Raw genomic sequence first — 18,672 nt, 5'->3', positions numbered from 1 at the left:
GTCTATTTCGTCGCTCCCGCTGTCAGGCCGGCGATGAACCGTCGCTGGAAAACCAGATAAGTCACGATGAGTGGGAAAATCACGATCACCGCGCCGGCGGTCAAAACCGGCGTGTTGACGGTATAACGCCCTTGGAAAAACAGCATGCCGAGGGGCAGCGTCCGATAAGCGTCGTCATTGACCAGAATGAACGGAATGAGAAACTCGTTCCAGGTCCATATGAACAGAAACAGCGCCAGCGTCGACATTGCCGGCACCATGAGGGGGATAACGATCTTGCGCAGGATATAGAAGCGTCCGGCGCCATCGAGAACCGCCGCTTCGAGAACTTCTTCCGGCAGCTGCTGCATCGCGCTGGCGAGGAAGATCGTTGAGAATGGTATCGACATCGCGATCTGCGGCACAATCAGAGCCGCATAGGTATTGATCAGTCCGAGATACCGCATTTCATAATAAAGCGGGATGATGAAGGCTTCCGCCGGCACCATCATGCCGAGCGTCAGGATAGCGAACAGCGTACGCCGCAGCGGAAATGACAGGTATGCGAAGGCAAAGCCGGTCAGCAGGCCCAAAAAGACGCTTGCAGCGACGACGGGTATGACAACGATGATCGAATTCCAAAAGTAAATGTTGAAATGTCCGGCATTCCAGGCATCGACGTAATTTTCGAAATGTGGATACGCCGGCAACGCGAATGCACCCTGCAGAACGTCAGCCTTGCTCTTTATTGAGGTTAGAAGCAGGAGCAGGAAGGGGATGATCGTGACGAAAGCAAGAAGCCAGAGGACAATACGGAGGAATAGCGGACCGGCGGAAATGTTAAATGAACGGCCCATCAAGCCAATCCTTTATGCTGCGATCCTACAAATCGGTGAATTGCATAGTTGATTACGAATGTGAGTATCGCGCCCACAATGGCGATGGCCGCTGCGGCGCCGAACCGATTAAGCTCGAAGCCGAGCTGATACATGTAGATATTCGGCACAAGCGTAGCGTTGGCTGGTCCACCCCGGGTCATTGTAAAAATCAGGTCGAAGCTTTTGATCGAGGCTATGACCGTCAGAAGCAAAACCACCCTTATTTCAGGCAATAGAAGCGGCAGCGTTATCCAGAAGAAGGTTTTTCGCGCCGAAGCGCCATCGACCTTGGCAGCGTCGAAAAGAGACGGGTCGATGCGCTGAATTCCGGTCAGGAAGATGACCATGCAAAAACCGAAGAAATACCATGTGGCAACGATCCCGACCGCGGGGAGCACAAAATTGAAATCGCCCAGCCACGGCAGCGCGAATGCGCCCAACCCCACCGCTCTCAGAAACTGATTGAACGGGCCAAAGGCAGGATTGTAGAGCCATGCCCAGATGATGCCCAACACGGCAGTCGGCATGATATAAGGCAGGAACAAGAAGGTCCGCAGGGCGAGTTGTTCGCGTTGCTTCAGATTCCAGACGCAAGCAGCAAGAGCTATACCGAGCACCAGCGGCAGGACACAGTAGAAGATCATAAGCTCGGCATTGTTACGCAAGGCAATATAAAAACGACTGTCAGAAAAGAGATCGGCGTAATTGCCCAAACCAACCCACTTGGGCATGCTCAAGCCGTCCCAGCTGGTCAGGCTCAAACCCAAAGCCGCGAGGATCGGTCCAAAGACAAAAGCCGCGTAGAACAGCAATCCAGGCAATAAATAGATAAAATTGGTATGTTGCGAGCCATCAAGTGCGGAGCGTTTCATCCAGTACTCCATAAAGCCAAAACTGTGATCATCACGCAGCAAGCCGATCACAGTGCTCATTTATTTGGATCGACGAGACTCAGGCCACGACCGCAGGGGACGGCCGTGACCTGCGCCCGCAGTCTTTATTTCTTGTCCTTCAGGTACGCCTGATAATCCTTGTCCATGGCATCGACAAAGGCTTCGGGGGTGATATTGCCGGACAGAAGAAGCGGCGTGTTGTCGTCTATTGTCTTCAGCATCGTTGGGCTCGACCAATCGGGGTAATGGCCGAGAGCGTCGTTTGCGTTGAGTGTCTTCCACATTTCGATGCCGGAGCTGAGGAGCGGCGTGAGCTTTGGCTTCGCGTCAGCCGCGAGCGAAGTTGCCGGGAGATAGCCAGCATTGGCCCAGGTTTCAGCAGCCTTCTCTGAAACCATATAGTCGATATATGCGCCGGCTAGGTCCTGTGTTGGCTTAGTTTTGGCAAGGCTCGTTATCGCCCAGGCAAGATCCACACCCCCGACACTCATGGGCTTGGAAATGCCTTTCGGGGCGGGGATGGCCATGAAGCCGATATCCGGATTGTGTTGCATGTCACCGAAATACCAGGTCCCGGAGATAAGAAACGCGCCCTGTCCGGAAATGAAAAGCTGGACGGCGTCGTCACCCGAGATGCCTTCGAAACCAGGGAAAAAATAACCGCCCTGTGCCCACTGCTGCACGAGTTTGGCGGATTCGATGTTCCCCTTGGTGTTCCAGGAGCCGCCTCGGCCGTAGATCAGATCGTCAAGTTCGGCGCGATTGCTCGCGTCGATATGCGCTTGGTCGATGGCGCCGATCATATGCAGGGCCAGATGCTGCTTTGCCGAGCCCATCATGAAGGGCGGAACCCCCTTTTCCTTCAGCTTGTCGAGATCGGCCAGGAACTCCTCGAAGGTTTGCGGCAGCGCTACTCCTGCATCGGCGAGGATCTTTTTATTGTAGAAGAGGCCAACGATCTCGCCGAGGCCGGAGATGCCGTAGGTCTTACCGACCCCAAATTTTCCATCCTCCCAGCGGTCTCGAGCAAGCACGGAATCCGACTGGAGCTTATCCCAGCCATATTGTTTGATGTAGTCGTCGACCGGCAGGAGCAATCCTTCCTTGACCATCGCCCCCATGTCACCGGCACCTTGGTTGACCTTCGTGATGACAGGGCCATCACCCGCTGAAACCGCAAGCTTCAGCGTCAGCTTCATGTCATCAAAGGTGCGGGCAGTGCGTTTGATAGTGACGCCGGGATGGGCAGCTTCGAAGTCCTTGTTAAGCTGCTCTATGACCGCACTCTGGCCTTCATAGGTTTGGTCATCCCACACGGCCAGGTCGTCAGCGCGCGCGGCTGCCGAAAGGCCAAAACTCAGAAGCGCCGCGCCAGCAAGCGCGACAGCTGCTTTCAATCCGTATGCCGGCAGTATGCTGATCGATTTCACAGTTCTTTTCATCTGCTCCACCTCATCTGGTTTATTCTCCACTCTCCGCTCAGGCCTTGCGCCAAGCACCGGCCGAACGTTTTCTTCCCCCAGAGCTTTGCCTGGCTGGCGAATCTGAGGTAATCGTCAATGCATCCGCACCTCTCGCGACCTAAAATGACAAAGCGCCACGCAGGAGGTGGCAAAGTGATGGACACCAGCTGCTTCATCCGCCCCGCGATTGAAGCGGATATCGACGCCTTTTTCGACATCTGCCTGAAAACCGCGAATGGCGGTCATGATGCCAGCACGCTTTATAGCGACCCGCATCTGCCCGGCTACATCTGGTCGGTACCCTACCTCAAGTTCGCCCAAGACTTTGCCTTTGTTCTCGTTCAGGACGGCCAGCCGGTTGGCTACGTCGTGGGGGTACCGGACACCGGCGGGTTCGACAGAGACTTGCAGACAAACTGGTGGCCGTTCGTCCGCCAGCAGGTTGCGGGACTGGCACCCACCCGTCCGCGCGACGCCGACGTGATGGAACGAATTCAAAATCCGCGCAGCGGAACGGCGTGGCTTCAAGACCAGTATCCGGCGCATCTTCACATCAACATCCTTCCCGGACTTCAGGCAAGCGGTTGGGGACGCAGGATGATCGGCACGGAGCTTCAAGCGCTTCGAAGCCGCGGGGTCGGAGCCGTGCATCTCGGTGTCGACCCAAACAACGAACGCGCCAAAGGTTTCTACCGTCACCTTGGCTTTTCCGAATTCGAGCGCGATGGCTCCGTCGCCTTTGCTATGCGGATTGACCAGGCATTGGGTTGAAGTACTTCCTGGTTTCTGCGAGGCACGGCAAGGCCCTGTCTCGTAGGTATAAGGACCCTTGATTGGAGAAAATCTCACACGCCCAGAGCTGCCTGCTCCCCACAAGGCGAGATCAGCGTACCTATCTGGATGAACGTTCGCCTGAAGGCGTGGTGCCATCATCGGCAGTAGAACAGGTTGCTCGGCGGAAAGCTGTCCATCAATCGAGGGCTTCATCATGAACAAATCCTCGGCAGCCAGGTTCAAGGAGTCGGGGGAACGCGAAAGAGGAAAGAGCTAGCTAAACCTAGCCTAATTCTTCTTCGGGCGATCTTGACGGGCGCACGGCTAACCAGACGATACGTATGGCGCATACTTCTACTCGACCCTCTTTATTTCATCGCGCATTTTCATCGCACGTTAATCTCAAGCCTACAGCTGGCCTCCCATTTGTCAAGGACATAGACAAATTGCCTTCTTCGATGTATTGAATTCCGGTTAGTCGCGATAATTGCCAACTCAATACCGCCCCCATTAAGTATGTGCTCCGAACTAATTGGACTGAGCTAGCCGGATGGCAATGACATCTTCTGTCGCACAGACTCCGATCGCACGAAAAATTTCAACCAATGCCGTCATCCGAACCGTGTTCGCGAACGGATCGATCTCTCGCGCCGATATTGCCAAGCTGACCGGCTTGTCAAAGCAGACGATTTCCGATGTCGTGCGCGACCTCGAGGATGACGGATGGCTGAAACCAGTCGGGCAGACTGATGGTCGCCCGGGCCGGAATGCGATCACCTATGAAATCAATGCCAGGGCGGGACTGGCCGTCTCTATCGATCTGGGGAGCACCAAGATTGCTGCGGCTATTTGCGATCTGTTAGGGAATGTGGTTGCTGAAACCAAAGTATCCACCGATCCGCGCGGCGGAATGCATCTCGTCAATCAGTTCAGTGATCTTATCGTGGAACTCGCATTTGCGGCCGGGACGACTGCCGACAAACTTCGTCTCGTCGTTCTCGGCAGTCCCGGTGTGCTCGATCCGGCCACCGGACATATCAACGTAGCGCCAAGCATCCCCGGCATCGACGCAATAAATCTGCGGCAAGTCTTCAGCGACAGAATGGGGATACCCGTGATCGTTGAAAATGACGTCAACCTGGCCGCGCAAGGGGAGAAATGGCGGGGACACGGTGTCGAAACCAGCAATTTTGCTTTCGTTGCTCTCGGCACGGGCGTCGGCATGGGCATCATCGCCAACGGAACTCTGTTGCGCGGCGCGCGTGGGGCGGCCGGTGAAATCGCCTATCTTCCGATCGGTGGAGATGCTTTTGATCCTGGTGGATTTACGCTTGGAACCTTTGAGAGTGCGGTCGGCAGCGTCGCTATGTTGCGCCGCTACGTCGGTTTCGGCGGGCGTAATGCATCCACCGTGGCCGATCTCTTCGCCGCGTTTAATGCGGGAGAAACAAGCGCCGTGGCCGCAATCGAAGAGACGGCAAGGCTGGTCGCAGTCGCCATTGCTGCGATCGGAGCGGCACTCGATCCTGAACTGGTAATCACCGGTGGCAGCATCGGCGCAAGACCGGAACTCGTAAACGCCATCCGCGGTTTCCTGCCGCGTTGCACACCTTATCCGCCGCGCATCGAGATCAGTCGCTTTGGGAACCGGGCCGCCCTCATGGGAGGAATGGGAATCGCGGTCGAGCGCATGCATGACGATCTATTTGGGGTAAAATTGAGGGAAGTTTGAAGAGTGTGTGCCTTAGGAAGCGAAACCGGCCAACGTGACAGCGCGGCCACTTGAGAAGCGCTGGAAATGCGCTAGATTTTCGATCATGATAACAGCAACGCAGATACGCGGCGCGCGCGCCATGATCGGAATGAGCATCGAAGAGCTCGCCGCCGCCAGCGGGCTGCCGGTCGAGACCGTGACAGCGCTGGAAAACGGCGAATTCGCGGGCGAGCCGCACGCGCTGTTCGATGTGCGCAGCACGCTCGAGGCGAACGGCATTATCTTCCTGTCGAGCGGCAATCAGGATGAAGGCGGCCCCGGCATCCGGTTACGCGCACGCAGTTCCAGCGATGACGGCATCCGACCGGAAAACCTCAACGCCGCCAACGACGACTGACGGAACCAATCGGTCGCCCGAGCGTTTTGCTGTCCCATAACATATCGGGGGCAATCTCTTGAATCGCAGCAATGGTCTCTACGTCATCATCGGCGTTCTTGTCGTCGCCGTCATCGGCCTCGGCGCCTATATCTTCCACGAGGAAAACAAGCCGCAGGGGATCGAGATGAGCATCGGTAAGAACGGTGTCTCGATCGAACAGAACTGATCTTCAAAGATAGGTTTTTGCAAGGTCGGCGAGTTTGCCGCCGTCCTTCACGCCCTGCCTGTAGAGCTGAATGATGACCGCACCAATCCGCTCGGCCTCCGGCGTCGTTTTGACGAGGCCGCGTTCATCGCAGACCTTGTCGAGCACTTGTGAAAGCAGATCGAGATCTTCCGAAAATAGCGGTAAATCATGCGGATGAATTGATGACCGTAACATCATGCCGCAATCCTCCGAGGGCAAACGCATCCACGCTTGGATCGCCGGCCGCCCTCCGCAACCGTCATAAAGTCATTATGCGCGAGGGCCTGAACTTTAGCAACTGCGCAAATTCCCGTGGGACAAAATTTGGAACAAAATTTTGTCCCACGCGTTGTGGCCGCGTTTTGTAGCAGGAATCCATGAGTGCAGATGTGAGTGAAAAACGCTTTCCCTCCCCCGTCCGGGTCGTTTCTCCAAACAGCAGCCTGATCGTTTCCACCGTCTGGGAGGCCGCCGAATATCTGAAACGGTGGCCGAGCAAGCGTGGGCGCGATTATCGAGTTGCGCGCCAGCACTGCCTGGATGCGCTCGACGGATTGTGCAGCCCGCGCGCAGCACAGACTTCCTTTATCACGGCAGCGAAAACGGCAGGATTGCTGGTGTAACAGGGGTTAGCTGTTGCTCCCGCCCGCGGCGACTCGTTGGGGATGGATGGAGCCTTCCATGATCACCTTGGCAGTAATCTCAATCACCCGCTCCTCGGCGAGTTCGGCAAGCGCGAGGGCGACATCGCCTTCCGACCAGCCGGCTTTGACGGCCTCGTCCGACAGTGCCTGGAACGCGCTGGCGAGGCTCTGCCTGCAAGTTAGATTGTGCTTCATATCCGCCATGCGCTCGACTAGGCTATCTGTGATCGGGATAATGTTAATCTACACATATTCGCGAGAATGCGAAGAGGTTTCAGATTTTTTTCAATCCAAAATTGGGTTGATAACTTCAAAACTGGGTATAGCCTTAACAAAAGGCAACAAATACCGCCTCCCCCACTGAGGGAGTACCAAAAAGAACTAAAGGATTTATTTGCGATGCACTCTCAAAGAGTATTTCATCGCCTTATTTATTTTAAATGGTCGACGCGGCCGGAGCCGATGCAGCGGCCCCTTGGGCCACGAGAATGCGGAAAACCCGAATGCGGCCCGTTTTCAGCATCTTCTCGGCACCCTGTCAATCAGCTTCGGGATCCCGATGGAGCGGGCGTCGGGCGCGTTGGAGGATGTCGCGCGCAGTCGGTACAGCCAAACGGCGGGCGCTCCCTTAGCCTAAGTAGCCGCGAACGCCTTCGGTGTTAATCACCTTAATACCACAACGACACCACACTCCCGTCAAAGTCCGCCCTACCATTGCGGTGGCGGCTCACTTCTTCAGATTTTCAGGAGGTAAAATGTCTATCGAACTAGACGCGACTACCTATGTACACGCCAAGCCGGCGACAGCCCATTCCTATATTTTGCCGGCCGTTGTCGATGTTCTCGAGAACAGTTTCCAGGAGGCAAATGAAACCGCAGTCTTCGACCTCGGTTGTGGCACCGGCGGTGCTGCCGCCGTGCTTGCGGAAAAAGGCTATGACGTCGTCGGCGTCGATCCCTCCCAGGACGGCATCGCGAAAGCGAGAACGGCCCACCCTGATCTTTCGCTGGAAATCGGTTCCGGTTACGAAGATCTTTCCAGCCGGTATGGAACCTTCGATGCGGTCATCAGTCTCGAGGTGGTGGAGCATGTCTATGATCCCAAGGCCTTCTCGACCACCATTTACGATCTGGTGAAGCCTGGCGGCATCGCGGTCGTATCGACGCCTTTCCACGGCTACTGGAAAAATCTGGCTCTGGCCGTGAGCGGAAAGATGGACGACCATTTTATGCCCCTCAAGGACCATGGCCATATCAAATTCTGGTCTCCCGAAACGCTCAGCACGCTGCTGGTCGAAACTGGCTTCGAAGACGTCGAATTCGAATATGTCGGAAGAATTCCGTTGCTGGCGAAATCGATGATCGCGATCGCTCAGAAACCGCACTGAAGGCGGCCCCAAGGCCCGCCGCCGTTTGCAATGGCGGCGCTATAGCTCGCCTGCAACATGAACAAATGACATTGTCGTTCGGGACGTTCGGTTCCCGTTTCAGCATTTCTGCCTATGTCTCGTTCCGTTTCCGCCGCTAGCGGGACGCAAAAAAATGAGATTCTGACTGGGATTTCAAGGGGATAAATGGTCGGGGCGACTGGACTCGAACCAGCGACCCCTTGACCCCCAGTCAAGTGCGCTACCGGGCTGCGCTACGCCCCGACCTGCCGAAACGGCTTGCTTCGTTTAGTTTTTCAGCGCGTGCAATGCAAGCGGAAAAACTTCGCCTCCAACAAAAAGGAAGCAGTTTGCCGGAATGGTCAGATCGTGGCGAGCTTCAGCCGGCCTTCGGCGGTTTGGATTGGCTGCCATGCCTGGTAGTTGGCGATCGAAAAATGCGGTGTTTCGAAGGGTGTGGCGTGGGTTTCGGTGATGACGGTAACGCCGGCGCCGGCAGCTTCGCCAGCGAGGATGCCGGCGACGGCATCTTCGAAGACCAGGCATTTTTTCGGATCGACGCCGAGGCGGCTTGCGCCGAGCAGATATCCTTCGGGGCTGGGCTTGCCTGATTTGACCTCCTGGCCGCTGACGATGACCTTCGGCATCGGGATGCCGGCGGCGGCCATGCGGCGCCTGGCAAGCTCGATCGGCGCCGAAGTGACGATTGCCCACCTGCCCTCGGCGATGGCGGAGAGGAAGCGGACGGCGCCGGGGATCTCGACGATGCCGGAGACATCCTGCATTTCCTCGGCGAGCAGCAGATCCGCCTCGTGGGCCGGATCGACGCCGGGCAGGCCGAGCCCGCGGATAACGTCGGAGGCGCGGATGCCATGGATCGTCTTCAGGAAGACCTCCGGCTCGAAGCCGTGGCGTCTTGCCCATTCGCTCCAGACGCGTTCGACAACGGCAATGGAATTCAGCAGCGTTCCGTCCATATCGAAAAGGAAGGCATCGTAGGACCTGTCGAGGATGTCATGGAGAGCGGGCACGGGCGTTTCCTTGCGGGTCCACAGCGCGCCGCTCGTCTTTGAAGACGCGCAAAGGACGCTGGGACATTTTGAAGCTAGGCAGGCGAGTAACGGAGAGCGGCGGCAGCGTCAACGTCAGTCGTTGACGTCGGGATGCGTGACGTTTCTAACGTCGGCCAGACCGCGGGCAGCATCGCGGCTGCCAGTCGCAGCAGCGGCTTCGAAGATGCGGGTCGCATCGCCGTACATTTTGAGATTGAGATAGCAGTAGCCGCGCAGAACCATCAGGTCGATACGCTCCTGCTGCAGTTGGGCGCGCTGATCGAGGTAGATGAGGGTTTCGCGATAACGACCGGCGTCAAAGGCTGAAAGCGCACGGTCGGCGAGGATCGCCACCTGAAGCTCGGCGGCACGCTGGCGGTTTTGCGGCGCCTTGGTGGCTGCGACGGCGGCATTGCCGGAGAGGCCGGCGCGGAGATAAGCGAGGCTCTGGCCGTAGGCTGCGTCTTCACGGACCTTGCGGGCCGGACTTCGCAATGCCGCCTCGAAGGCCGAGACTGCCTCCATCGGCCGGTTGATATCCATCAGGCACCAGCCACGCGACAGCGCGCCGGCCGGGCTGAGCTGCCCCGCATCGATTGTCGTCGAGCAGCCGCGCGTCTGGCGCGGACCGCGCGGAACGGTCACCGTCTCCATCGCCGGCCTCGCCGCGCGAACGACAACTTCCGACCCCGGCTGCAGGGTGACACGGCGCTCGGCCGGAAGTGGCTCGGTCGGGGGACGCTGCGTCGGTTGAGCCGGTTGCTGTGCTGCAAGCCCCCCCTTCTCCGGCGGCGGCGTGACGGCGTTCGGCGTCAGGGAGGACGTATCTTCGAGATTGGTGATCCGGCTCGACCGGCCGGCCCAGGCGCGCTGGAGGTCGAGCACGCCCTTGCGGTCGCTCAGCTGCTCGCGGGTGATGACAAGGCCATAGGCGGACGGTTCGTCATCTGGTTTCCAGGCAAGAGCCGTCTCGAACCACCGTGCAGCGGTCTGGAACTGGTTGAGGGAGCGGGCATACCAGCCGAACTGCTGCGCCGTCGGCACATATTTCCGGGCGATGACCTCGGTGGCGATGCGATGCAGCACGTCTTCGGCCAGATCGGCCGAAGGCTGCAACGCCATCAGGTTGGCGGTGGCGGCGAGATAGGTTGATGTCGCATCCTCGGAATCGGTGCGCCAGCGGAACATCACGTCCTCGGCTTCCTCAGGCGCCTTGCGGGCAATCAGCGCCAGCGCCAGCCCCTGCGAAGCGGCCGCCGAATCTTGCTTGGCTCGGGCGGCGCGGAACCACTTCTCGGCATCGGCATCATTGTTGCGGCGAAGCTGGTACCAGCCGAGCAGCAGCGCATCGGAGGCAAGCCCCCCAGTCTCGGCGAGTTTTTCGAGGCGGGCGACATAATCGGGCGCGATGGCGAGATTCGGATCGTCATTGCCCTCGGCCATGAATCGTCGGGCGAGGTTATCGCGGATCGCATCGAATTCCTTGCTGCCGTCGGCGGCAGGCCTCTCCAGCGTGAGCAGTGCCTGCATCGGCTGGTAGCCGAGCAGCGTCGAGGCCTTTTCGACCGTCGCCTGCCGCTCGGCGGGATTGGTGCAATTCTTCAGGATATAGGTGTAGGCATCTTGGCCGCGCCTCGCCCTCTCCGTCTGGATGAAGGCTTCGGCGACGCGCCAGAGAACATCGACCTCGCTGCAGGTGAGCAGGCTCGGTGTTGCGGCGGCAATATCGACCACCGTCGCATATTGCTTGAGGTCCGACGCGTTGACGAGGCGGGCACGGGCCTCGGCGACGTCGAGCCGGTCGAGCAGATCGGTCGGCGGCTGCCATCCGGCATCGGCTGCCTGGCGGTCGGCGACCGCCTTGCGCAGCTCCGCATAGCGGCCATCGGAATAGAGTTGCCACATGGCCTCGAGCCGTTTGTCGCCATTCTGCGGCACGGCGAGCGGATCGGCCGGCGGAACCCAGTTCGGGTAGAGCGCCTGAAGGCGGGAGATTTCGGCTTGCAGGCGCACCTTGTCGCCGCGGCTGGCGAAATAACGAAGCGCGCTTTCATCAACGGTAGGCGGCGCGGCGGCCTGTGGTGGAGTCTGTGGCTCGGAAACGATGGGGGGCGTGACCGGCGCCGGCTGGACGGCCGTCTGAGGTGCCACAGGTTGCGATGCTACGGGCGGCGAGCCTGCAGGCTGCTGTGCTGCGGCATTCGGCACGGGTGTATCCAGTGCTGGCGGTGACGCGGATGTGATCGCCTCGATCTTGTCGGCCACCAGCTGCGCATTGAATTCGGGATTGCCGGCGGAAGCATCAGTCGGCTTGATGCGGCCCATCATCATCAGTTCCGGCGCCGGCTTGGCGGCAGATCCAAGGCCGAACCTTTCCTGCAGAGCGGCACGATCTTTCAGCCCTGTGACGAGGGTCGCCACCACGACTGCCGCTGATACCGCCACGAGAGAAGACTTCACAGACACTCCGGATGCTTCTCCCCGATATAGGCCAGTCCCAGCAGCTGAAGCGTGGACGGATAATAGAGTGCGGGCGCAAATTGCAGGGCCGAGCCCGGCAGCTTGGTCCCGTCGAGTACACAGGCCACAACATCGTTAACAATTCGATAACCGGGGTCCGGCAGCACGGTCTTCGGCCGGCCGGTGGTCAGATCGATGGTCGCGGGAACACCGTCTTTCGACATCCCCTGCTGCAGACGGGTCAGCAGGGCCTTGTCGGTGACGCCGCCGCGAACGAGATAGAGCGGGATGCGGATGGCGTTATAGGCGAATTCGGCGTCGAAACCCTGCGCAGGCTGCGGTTGGCCGCTGAGACTGACCCATTCGGCGGGAAGCTTGCGCGGGCCGAACTGCATCGTCTTCAGCAGCGCCACGCCATCTTCCGACAGTTGTTTCCAGGCATCCGACGGAGCGAGCGCCGCCATCACCGGGATAGCCTCGTAAATCCAGTAGGACGGGTTGACGACGGGACCGTCGTCACGGTCGGTGCCGGTAAACCCCTCGCTTCCCGGCAAGAGGAGCGTCCGGTCGGCCGAGCGCACAACGGTTTCGGCAAGCAGCGCCTGCGCCATGCGGGAGGCGGCGAGAATATAGTCCTCGCGTTTCCACGCCGTGCCGGCCAGCGCCAGCGCATAGGCGATCAGCATGTCGCCATCCGAGGCATTGTTGGTATCGGTGACGTGCGGCTTGACGTTCGGATCCCATTTCCAGACGGCCAGGCCATCGTCGCGCAGCAGCAGTTCGGTGCGGGTAAAATACCAGATCTGCTCGAAATCGGCGGGGCTTGCAGCGAGATAAGCGAGCAGCATGCCGTAGCCCTGCCCTTCGCTATGGCTGATATTGCCGTTGCCGTTATCGACGATGCGGCCGGTCGCATCGAGAAACTTCGCCTTGTAGGCCGACCATGCGCCGGCATTGATCATCGCCTGCTGCGCAACGGCGGGCGTTCCCGCGGGAGCGAGCGCGACCGATGCCGCAAACAGGAGCGCGCGTAACCGTCTCATTTCGACCGACCCAACCTTTTGAGCATGCTCGAGGTGGTGATCCCGATCAGCAGTACAAAGACGACCAGAAGGAAGGCATAGGAGAGGATATTCGTCGACAGCCAGTTGGCGGCGATCAGGCGGTAATTGGCGATCGACCACGGGGTGGACGGCACGAAATCAAAGCGGGTGACGGGGACGGTGTCGATCTTGCCTGTCTTGCTCGAATAGGTGGTGATGTGGCCTGATATCTGCGGCCAGTTCAACTGCTCGGTCAGGACCTCGAGCCCCGCGCGCAAATCCTTCGCCGACGGCGCCGTCACCACCGTCCATGAGCCCGCTCCCGCGGGGCTGGAGCCCTGGGCAACCATAAGCGTGGCGGCGTTGGGCGGGATAAAGATCTCCTCGGCGCCGGGAACGAATTGCAGCGAACTGCGGGAGATATCGAAATTGCGCGACAGCCACTCGCGGAAAGCCGTGATCCGGCTGCGCAGGACACCGCCGCTGACCTTGGAGTTCCACTCTTCGAAGGCCGTACCGGTGTCGACGACGCCCGCCTGCGTTTCGACGACGGGGCGCCACGAGGCCTGGCTCGCCGTAGCGATATTGGTCTGCGTCAGCGCAGTTGCCGGCATCTGCGAGATGGAACCGATGAAGATGGCGTCGCGATCGCCGATCATGTTCGGCGAGGCGACGGTTTCGACGGCGATCGGATGGCCGGCCGTAATCGCCATCTGGCCGAGCAACGTGGCGGCGGCCGAAAGTGTGTCGGCATCGACGCGGTCGATAAAGAGCGGCGTCGGCTCCGTGGCCCGACCATAGGGATAGGCGGTGCCGGCCATTGCCGCCAGATTCGGACGCTGGCCGACGCGGGCGAAATCCGGAATCTCCAGCTCTGATGTATCGAACAGGGCAAAGCGCGGGGTGGCGCCGGCGGTCGCGCCCGGCGCGCAGGCGGCATCGTCCTTGGTCATCAGGATCGCCTCGATCGCCACCGAATTGAGACCTGGCTTGAAGTGCCGCATCGTCACGCGGATCGGCAGATGGCGGAGAATACCGCCAGTGGTCGTGGTGATCGGCACGGTGGAGGCGATGTTGTCGTTGACGTAGATATCGATGTGGCTGCCGGGCAGCACGTTGTCGGTATAGGCGGCGTCGAGCAGCACCTTCGCCTCGCCATAGGCATTGGCATAAAAATCCGCCGGCACGGCAATATTGAAGCTCGTACGCAACCGCCGGCCGGAGAATTCGGTGGTCTCCACACCGAGCTGAGACAGGGCGATATTCGTATCGGAAAAGACCAGCGGCGCGTTCGGCGCGCTCCAGCGCTCGGTGGTCAGCACGTCGCGGCGAACATCCGAGGACCGGTCTGTCGGCGAGACGATGGTATCGATCGCCGAGGAGACCGCCTGCCAGGAGGGGCCGCTGATCAGAAGTAGCGGCGAGCCGCTGCGCGGGTCGGTGACGAAAGCGGCGAGTGCCGCACTTTCGGCGCCGGGCGGCAGGCCAGGAAAGAGCGGCCGCAGTTCCGCCGCGGTGCCGACGAGCACACTGAGCTTGCCAGGGCCGGCGGCCGGAAGCGAAGCGGTGCTGAAGGCAAAGATCTGGTTCGGCATGCTGCTCAGCACCGACAGGCCCTGCGCCAGCCGCAGCAGCGGCTTGGTGGTTCCCGGCTGCTCCAACGCGGGGACAACGATGTCGAACTCCGTCTTGCCGGCGCCGTCAACGCCGATGGCGCGGATTGCGTCGGCGCTCGCCAGCTGGGAAACGTCCATGCCGGCAAAGCTCAGATAGGTCCCGGCCGGATCGATATTCGACCACAGTTCATAAGTGGATTGAATGCTGCAATCGGTTCGGTGGCGCTGGCCGGCTTCGAAGGTGACGAGATTGGCGCCCGGCTGCAGCAGACCAGTTGGAACCTCGAAGGTGACGGTCGAAGGGCCATCCGGTGAGCCGACGCGCTGCTGGCCGATCGGGCGATTGTTGAGATAGACGGTCAGCGCCGAGGCCTCAGGCGCGACGACGATCGAATTCTGGTAGGCGAAAGTGAAGCTTGCCTTGGCCGCCGCCTGCTCCGGTGTCAGATAAATAGACCATGACCGGCGATCGTATTCACCGCCGAGGCCGAGTTTCGAAAAGGGCACGACAAAGCGACGGACATCGCCGGCACGCGGCGGCGCAGCGCTGTTTGCCGCCGCTGCTGGCTGGAGCGCGGGCGGCTGCGACTGCGGTGACTGGACGGCGATCGGCGGAGGAACGAGAGCAGGAGCAGGAGCAGCCGGGGTTGCAGGTGCGGGTAAGACGGAAACCGGAGGCGCGGTGGCTGCGGACGGCGTGGGCGGCGGGGGCGGCGTCAACCTCGGGGCAACAGACGCACCGGGCGGCCGTTCGCCGGACATGTCGAAGGGTGCCGTCTGCGCTTGGGCGAAGGCGGAAGCATTCAGCAGGAGAAGCGAGGCGGCGACGATCCTTCTCATCCGGCGTTGACCTTTGCCGCCTGCTGCTGGGCTTCTCGCTCCGGCCGCATACTGCGGAAGAAGTAAACGAGGCCGCGGCTCGTCTGGTAGAACGACATGCCGAGAAACCAGATGGTGCCGCGGATCAGGCCCGGATTGCGGCGGCGGGAGGCCTGGAACTGGGTCCACTGGTCAGAATTGGCAAACATCAGATCGGCGATCAGGCGATGGTCGAGCGCGCTTTTCGGCACGTACTGGCAACCGACATTGCTGATGTCGCCCGACGGCTCAATGTTGCGGACGATGAGCGGCAGGGTTTCCAGATCCGCGCCGCTATAGGGCCGGAAGCGGATTTCGCCGACGGCGCCGACCAGCATCTCGTCGAGATGCTTGTTGAAGATGTGCAGTCTTGCGCCGTGGACGGAAACATCCTCGATCGAGGCCGTGTACCACTTGCCGTTGGCGCCGAATTCGCAGCGCCGGTTGACGCGGACGCGACGGGACGAGGCGCGCTCGCCGCGCTCCGACACGACACCAAGTGCGCAGCCGGCCATGATCAGATTGATGAGATTCCATCCGCCGACGACGAGCGTGACGTCGGCCTTATAGGGCTCGGCGTAGATCTTGTAGATGGTGATGATGAGCGCGACGATCTGCACCGCAAAGATGACGAAGAACGGGCGGCTGATCTCCGACAGACGGCTGACGGCGATCGATTCGTCTTTGGCGGTGACCTTGAAGGTCGGCTTCCTCGGATTGAGCATGACGGAGACGACAGCCGGCAGCAGATGCACGGTCTGGACATATTCGTAGAGCTCGGAAATCCAGGGCCAGCGAAACGACCCGTAGAGGTAGTTCTGCATCATCAGATTCACGAGCATATAGGCGAGCGTATAGGCAAGGAACTCGCCGCCGGAGGCGGTGAAGATCTCCAGATCGAAGAACAGGTAGAAGAGCGGCGCAAACAGGAAGATCGTGCGCGGGAACGGGAAGAGCCAGAAAAGCGTGGAGGACATGTAGCAGAAGCGTTGCGGGATCGTCAGGCCGCGCTTCAGCAGCGGGAAGCGGAAGCGCAGGATCTGCATCATGCCCTGTGCCCAGCGGCTGCGCTGGCCGATGAAGCTTGCAAAGGTGGCCGGCTGCAGGCCGGCGATCAGCGGCTTGTCGACATAGATGCTGTTCCAGCCGCTGCCATGGAGCGCCAGCGCCGTCTCGCAATCCTCGGTGATGCTGATGCCGCTGAAGCCGTTCTGGGATTCGAGCGCCCTGCGGCTCAGAACCGCAGCCGAGCCGCAGAAGAAGGCGGCGTTCCACTTATCGAGGCCGCGCTGGATGATGCCGTAGAACATCTCGTTCTCGCTCGGCATCTTGTCAAAGGTGCGCAGGTTGCGCTCCAGCGGGTCGGGATTGATGAAGAAGTGCGGGGTCTGGACAAGGAAAAGCTTCGGATCGTCCTCGAAGTAACCGACGGTCTCGAGCAGGAAATCGCGGGCCGGCGCGTGGTCGGCATCGAAGACGGCAATGAGTTCGCCGGTCGAAAGTTTCATGGCGTTGTTGAGATTGCCGGCCTTGGCATGCTCGTTGCGGTCGCGCGTGAGGTAGCTGACGTCGAGATCGTCGCAGAGCTGCTTCAGCTCGATATGGCGGGCAGCAGCAGCCTGGGCTTCGAGCAGCTTGCCGGAGTTGCGCTTCTGCAAGGTGCCGCCGTCGTCGAGCAGCCAGACATGCAACTTCTCGGCCGGATAATCCATGGCCTTGGCGGCGGCCAGCGTGTTTCCCAGCAGGCCGGCATCCTCGTTGTAGGATGGCACGAAGACGTCGACATGAGGGAAACGCTCATTCTTGGCGGCACGCGAGGGGCGCGACGGCAGCGGCGTCGCGACGATGAAGAGGCTGAGCGCCAGCATCGCAACGCTATACATTTCGGCAAGATAGAGCAGCAGGCCGGGAATGAAATTCTCAGGCTGGTTCAGAGGCGGCAGCGTATTGGTGGTGCGCCAGTAAACATAGCGCAGCACGATCGATGTGCCGAAGGCGAGCGCCACCAGGCGCCACGTCCCCTCGCCCTTCAGCACCTTGATCAGCGCCATCACAGTCACGACCGTGATGCTGGTGATGAGCTGGGTCTGCAGGTTGACCGGCAACGTGATCAGCACGATCATGCAGAGCGAAACCACGGCCCATATGATGACACTGCGGGCTTTGCGCATTGACGTTCCTTCAAAATTGCTCAACCAGGGCACCAACTGGCGCCCGCGGGCATGCATGCTCTATCTCCGGCAGGCGGCCGTCATAGCCGCGTCGCCTATGCAGTCCGGCGAAGGCACGGTGACGCCGATCGCCCTAACCGATTGTTCGATTGGCGCGGCGGCCGCATCCGGTCTTGCGCTCGTCTGGGGCGCCTCGCCCGGCAGCGGCACGCGCGGGCCGATGGGTGCAGGCACCGATGCGACGCCTTGAGCCGGTTGCGAGGTCGAGGCGCTGCGAACGGCAGTTGCCCGCGACCGGCTGACTATGGCCGGCGCCGGCTCGTAGCCGATCGGCATCGGGCTGGCGCGATAACCGCCCTCGTCCGGATAGATCGGCTCGCCGGTGCGTCCGAGCGCACCGTCGGCGGACGGCGGATTGCCGTAAGGGTTCCAGACCGCGCCGTCGAAGGTGCCTGATATGGTGTAGCCATAGACGATGCCGAGCAGCTGGCGCTCGCTCGCCCTCGCATCGCAAAGACGTAGACGCAGCTGGATCATGCCGAAATTGCGCGCCTGGGTATTGGCAGCAGTGCTCGAGCGGATCTGCTGCCAGGCATAGACGCAGGTGTCGCCGGCCCGGCTGCGGCCGGAGGCGTAACCGAAGGGGCCATAGGCGTTCTGCAGGAAGGTCGCCGACGTCGCCATCGGCACGCCAGGGGCCGAACGGGCCACCTCGCGGGCAATGCCGCTCTCGTTGATCATGCTGAAGCCCGCATTGCCGGTGCCGGGGTTGGCCCCGGAGGCGCCGAAGAACTGGACCTTCAGGAAATTCTGACCAGGCACGGAGGATGACGTAAACAGCGAGATCGTCTGCTCGACGCCGTTTCCACGCTTGCGCTCGACAACACTGACGATCGACGGACCGCCCGGCGGCGGGAGGACCAGCGCTTTTTCCGGCGCCACGGTTTCCGGCCCGGAAGGCTGGCGCACACCGCCCGTCGATGTGCAGCCGGCCATCATGCCAGCCACCGCCACCAGCGATATCGTCTTCCGCAAGCGCATGTCTCGAGCCGCAATCGCCTTTTCAGATATCCATTCGCAAACCGAAACGCGACGGACCTTCGAATCAACGAC

17 protein-coding genes and 1 tRNA gene are annotated in these 18,672 nt (G+C 60.4%); 6 read left to right on the top strand and 12 right to left on the bottom strand.

Annotated features, from left to right (window positions below):
- Positions 1-2: 2 nt before the first annotated feature.
- From U5G49_RS06730 to U5G49_RS06720, 3 genes are all read right to left on the bottom strand, one after another.
- Positions 3-836 (bottom strand): carbohydrate ABC transporter permease, encoded by an 834-nt coding sequence (locus tag U5G49_RS06730; RefSeq protein WP_018447497.1) that lies wholly within the window; start codon positions 834-836, stop codon positions 3-5.
- A complete protein-coding gene (locus tag U5G49_RS06725; protein ID WP_026230847.1) occupies positions 836-1,729 on the bottom strand; it encodes a carbohydrate ABC transporter permease in 894 nt (297 codons plus the stop codon). The genes U5G49_RS06730 and U5G49_RS06725 overlap by 1 nt, the downstream gene beginning before the upstream one ends.
- Positions 1,730-1,854: 125 nt before the next feature.
- Positions 1,855-3,192, bottom strand: coding sequence for an extracellular solute-binding protein (locus U5G49_RS06720; protein WP_028733645.1), 1,338 nt, complete (start codon positions 3,190-3,192; stop codon positions 1,855-1,857).
- A 177-nt stretch (positions 3,193-3,369) separates the two neighbouring features.
- Here U5G49_RS06720 and U5G49_RS06715 point away from each other — a divergent pair, with 177 nt between their 5' ends.
- The 4 genes from U5G49_RS06715 (at position 3,370) to U5G49_RS06695 (ending at position 6,306) form a co-directional block, all read left to right on the top strand.
- Positions 3,370-3,984 carry a GNAT family N-acetyltransferase gene (locus tag U5G49_RS06715; RefSeq protein ID WP_130718830.1) on the top strand — a complete coding sequence of 205 codons (615 nt, stop codon included), beginning with the start codon at positions 3,370-3,372 and terminating at the stop codon, positions 3,982-3,984.
- A gap of 553 nt (positions 3,985-4,537) precedes the next feature.
- A complete protein-coding gene (locus U5G49_RS06705) occupies positions 4,538-5,719 on the top strand; it encodes an ROK family transcriptional regulator (protein WP_018241543.1) in 1,182 nt (393 codons plus the stop codon).
- Positions 5,720-5,804: 85 nt separating this feature from the next.
- Positions 5,805-6,098, top strand: a complete 294-nt coding sequence (locus U5G49_RS06700) for a helix-turn-helix domain-containing protein (RefSeq protein WP_018241542.1) — start codon at positions 5,805-5,807, stop codon at positions 6,096-6,098.
- 58 nt (positions 6,099-6,156) lie between these two features.
- The gene (locus tag U5G49_RS06695) at positions 6,157-6,306 is read left to right on the top strand and encodes a hypothetical protein (RefSeq protein WP_018241541.1); all 150 of its coding nucleotides are present in this window, start codon (positions 6,157-6,159) and stop codon (positions 6,304-6,306) included.
- 3 nt (positions 6,307-6,309) lie between these two features.
- Here U5G49_RS06695 and U5G49_RS06690 read toward each other — a convergent pair whose 3' ends face one another.
- Positions 6,310-6,525, bottom strand: coding sequence for a hypothetical protein (locus tag U5G49_RS06690; protein ID WP_018069423.1), 216 nt, complete (start codon positions 6,523-6,525; stop codon positions 6,310-6,312).
- Between the two features lie 179 nt (positions 6,526-6,704).
- Here U5G49_RS06690 and U5G49_RS06685 point away from each other — a divergent pair, with 179 nt between their 5' ends.
- A complete protein-coding gene (locus U5G49_RS06685; protein ID WP_018241540.1) occupies positions 6,705-6,950 on the top strand; it encodes a DUF982 domain-containing protein in 246 nt (81 codons plus the stop codon).
- Between the two features lie 6 nt (positions 6,951-6,956).
- Here U5G49_RS06685 and U5G49_RS06680 read toward each other — a convergent pair whose 3' ends face one another.
- On the bottom strand, positions 6,957-7,175 hold the full coding sequence (locus tag U5G49_RS06680; RefSeq protein WP_193445070.1) for a hypothetical protein: 219 nt from the start codon (positions 7,173-7,175) through the stop codon (positions 6,957-6,959).
- 551 nt (positions 7,176-7,726) lie between these two features.
- On the opposite strand from U5G49_RS06680, the gene U5G49_RS06675 reads away from it, so the two are divergent.
- Positions 7,727-8,359, top strand: a complete 633-nt coding sequence (locus tag U5G49_RS06675) for a class I SAM-dependent methyltransferase (RefSeq protein ID WP_018241538.1) — start codon at positions 7,727-7,729, stop codon at positions 8,357-8,359.
- A 187-nt stretch (positions 8,360-8,546) separates the two neighbouring features.
- Here U5G49_RS06675 and U5G49_RS06670 read toward each other — a convergent pair.
- The 7 genes from U5G49_RS06670 to bcsN all read right to left on the bottom strand — a co-directional run bounded on the left by U5G49_RS06670 (position 8,547) and on the right by bcsN (position 18,600).
- Positions 8,547-8,623: transfer RNA gene (locus U5G49_RS06670), tRNA-Pro, on the bottom strand.
- Between the two features lie 98 nt (positions 8,624-8,721).
- Positions 8,722-9,390, bottom strand: a complete 669-nt coding sequence (locus U5G49_RS06665; RefSeq protein ID WP_130716127.1) for an HAD family hydrolase — start codon at positions 9,388-9,390, stop codon at positions 8,722-8,724.
- A 114-nt stretch (positions 9,391-9,504) separates the two neighbouring features.
- Positions 9,505-11,871, bottom strand: coding sequence for a cellulose synthase (locus U5G49_RS06660; protein ID WP_193445069.1), 2,367 nt, complete (start codon positions 11,869-11,871; stop codon positions 9,505-9,507).
- Positions 11,868-12,914, bottom strand: coding sequence for a glycosyl hydrolase family 8 (locus U5G49_RS06655; RefSeq protein ID WP_028733641.1), 1,047 nt, complete (start codon positions 12,912-12,914; stop codon positions 11,868-11,870). Before U5G49_RS06655 ends, U5G49_RS06660 begins: the two co-directional genes overlap by 4 nt.
- Positions 12,911-15,370, bottom strand: a complete 2,460-nt coding sequence (locus tag U5G49_RS06650) for a cellulose biosynthesis cyclic di-GMP-binding regulatory protein BcsB (RefSeq protein WP_193445068.1) — start codon at positions 15,368-15,370, stop codon at positions 12,911-12,913. The genes U5G49_RS06655 and U5G49_RS06650 overlap by 4 nt, the downstream gene beginning before the upstream one ends.
- Positions 15,367-17,559, bottom strand: a complete 2,193-nt coding sequence (gene bcsA, locus U5G49_RS06645) for a UDP-forming cellulose synthase catalytic subunit (RefSeq protein WP_130652159.1) — start codon at positions 17,557-17,559, stop codon at positions 15,367-15,369. Before bcsA ends, U5G49_RS06650 begins: the two co-directional genes overlap by 4 nt.
- 60 nt (positions 17,560-17,619) lie before the next feature.
- Complete coding sequence (gene bcsN, locus U5G49_RS06640) at positions 17,620-18,600, bottom strand: cellulose biosynthesis protein BcsN (protein ID WP_193445067.1); 981 nt, start codon at positions 18,598-18,600, stop codon at positions 17,620-17,622.
- Positions 18,601-18,672 lie beyond the last annotated feature (72 nt).

Source organism: Rhizobium indigoferae (assembly GCF_034554815.1).
In the GTDB taxonomy this organism is placed as follows: Bacteria; Pseudomonadota; Alphaproteobacteria; order Rhizobiales; family Rhizobiaceae; genus Rhizobium; species Rhizobium leguminosarum.
The sequence above is the reverse complement of the archived record's forward strand: the minus strand, read 5'-3'. Positions and strand labels throughout refer to the sequence as shown.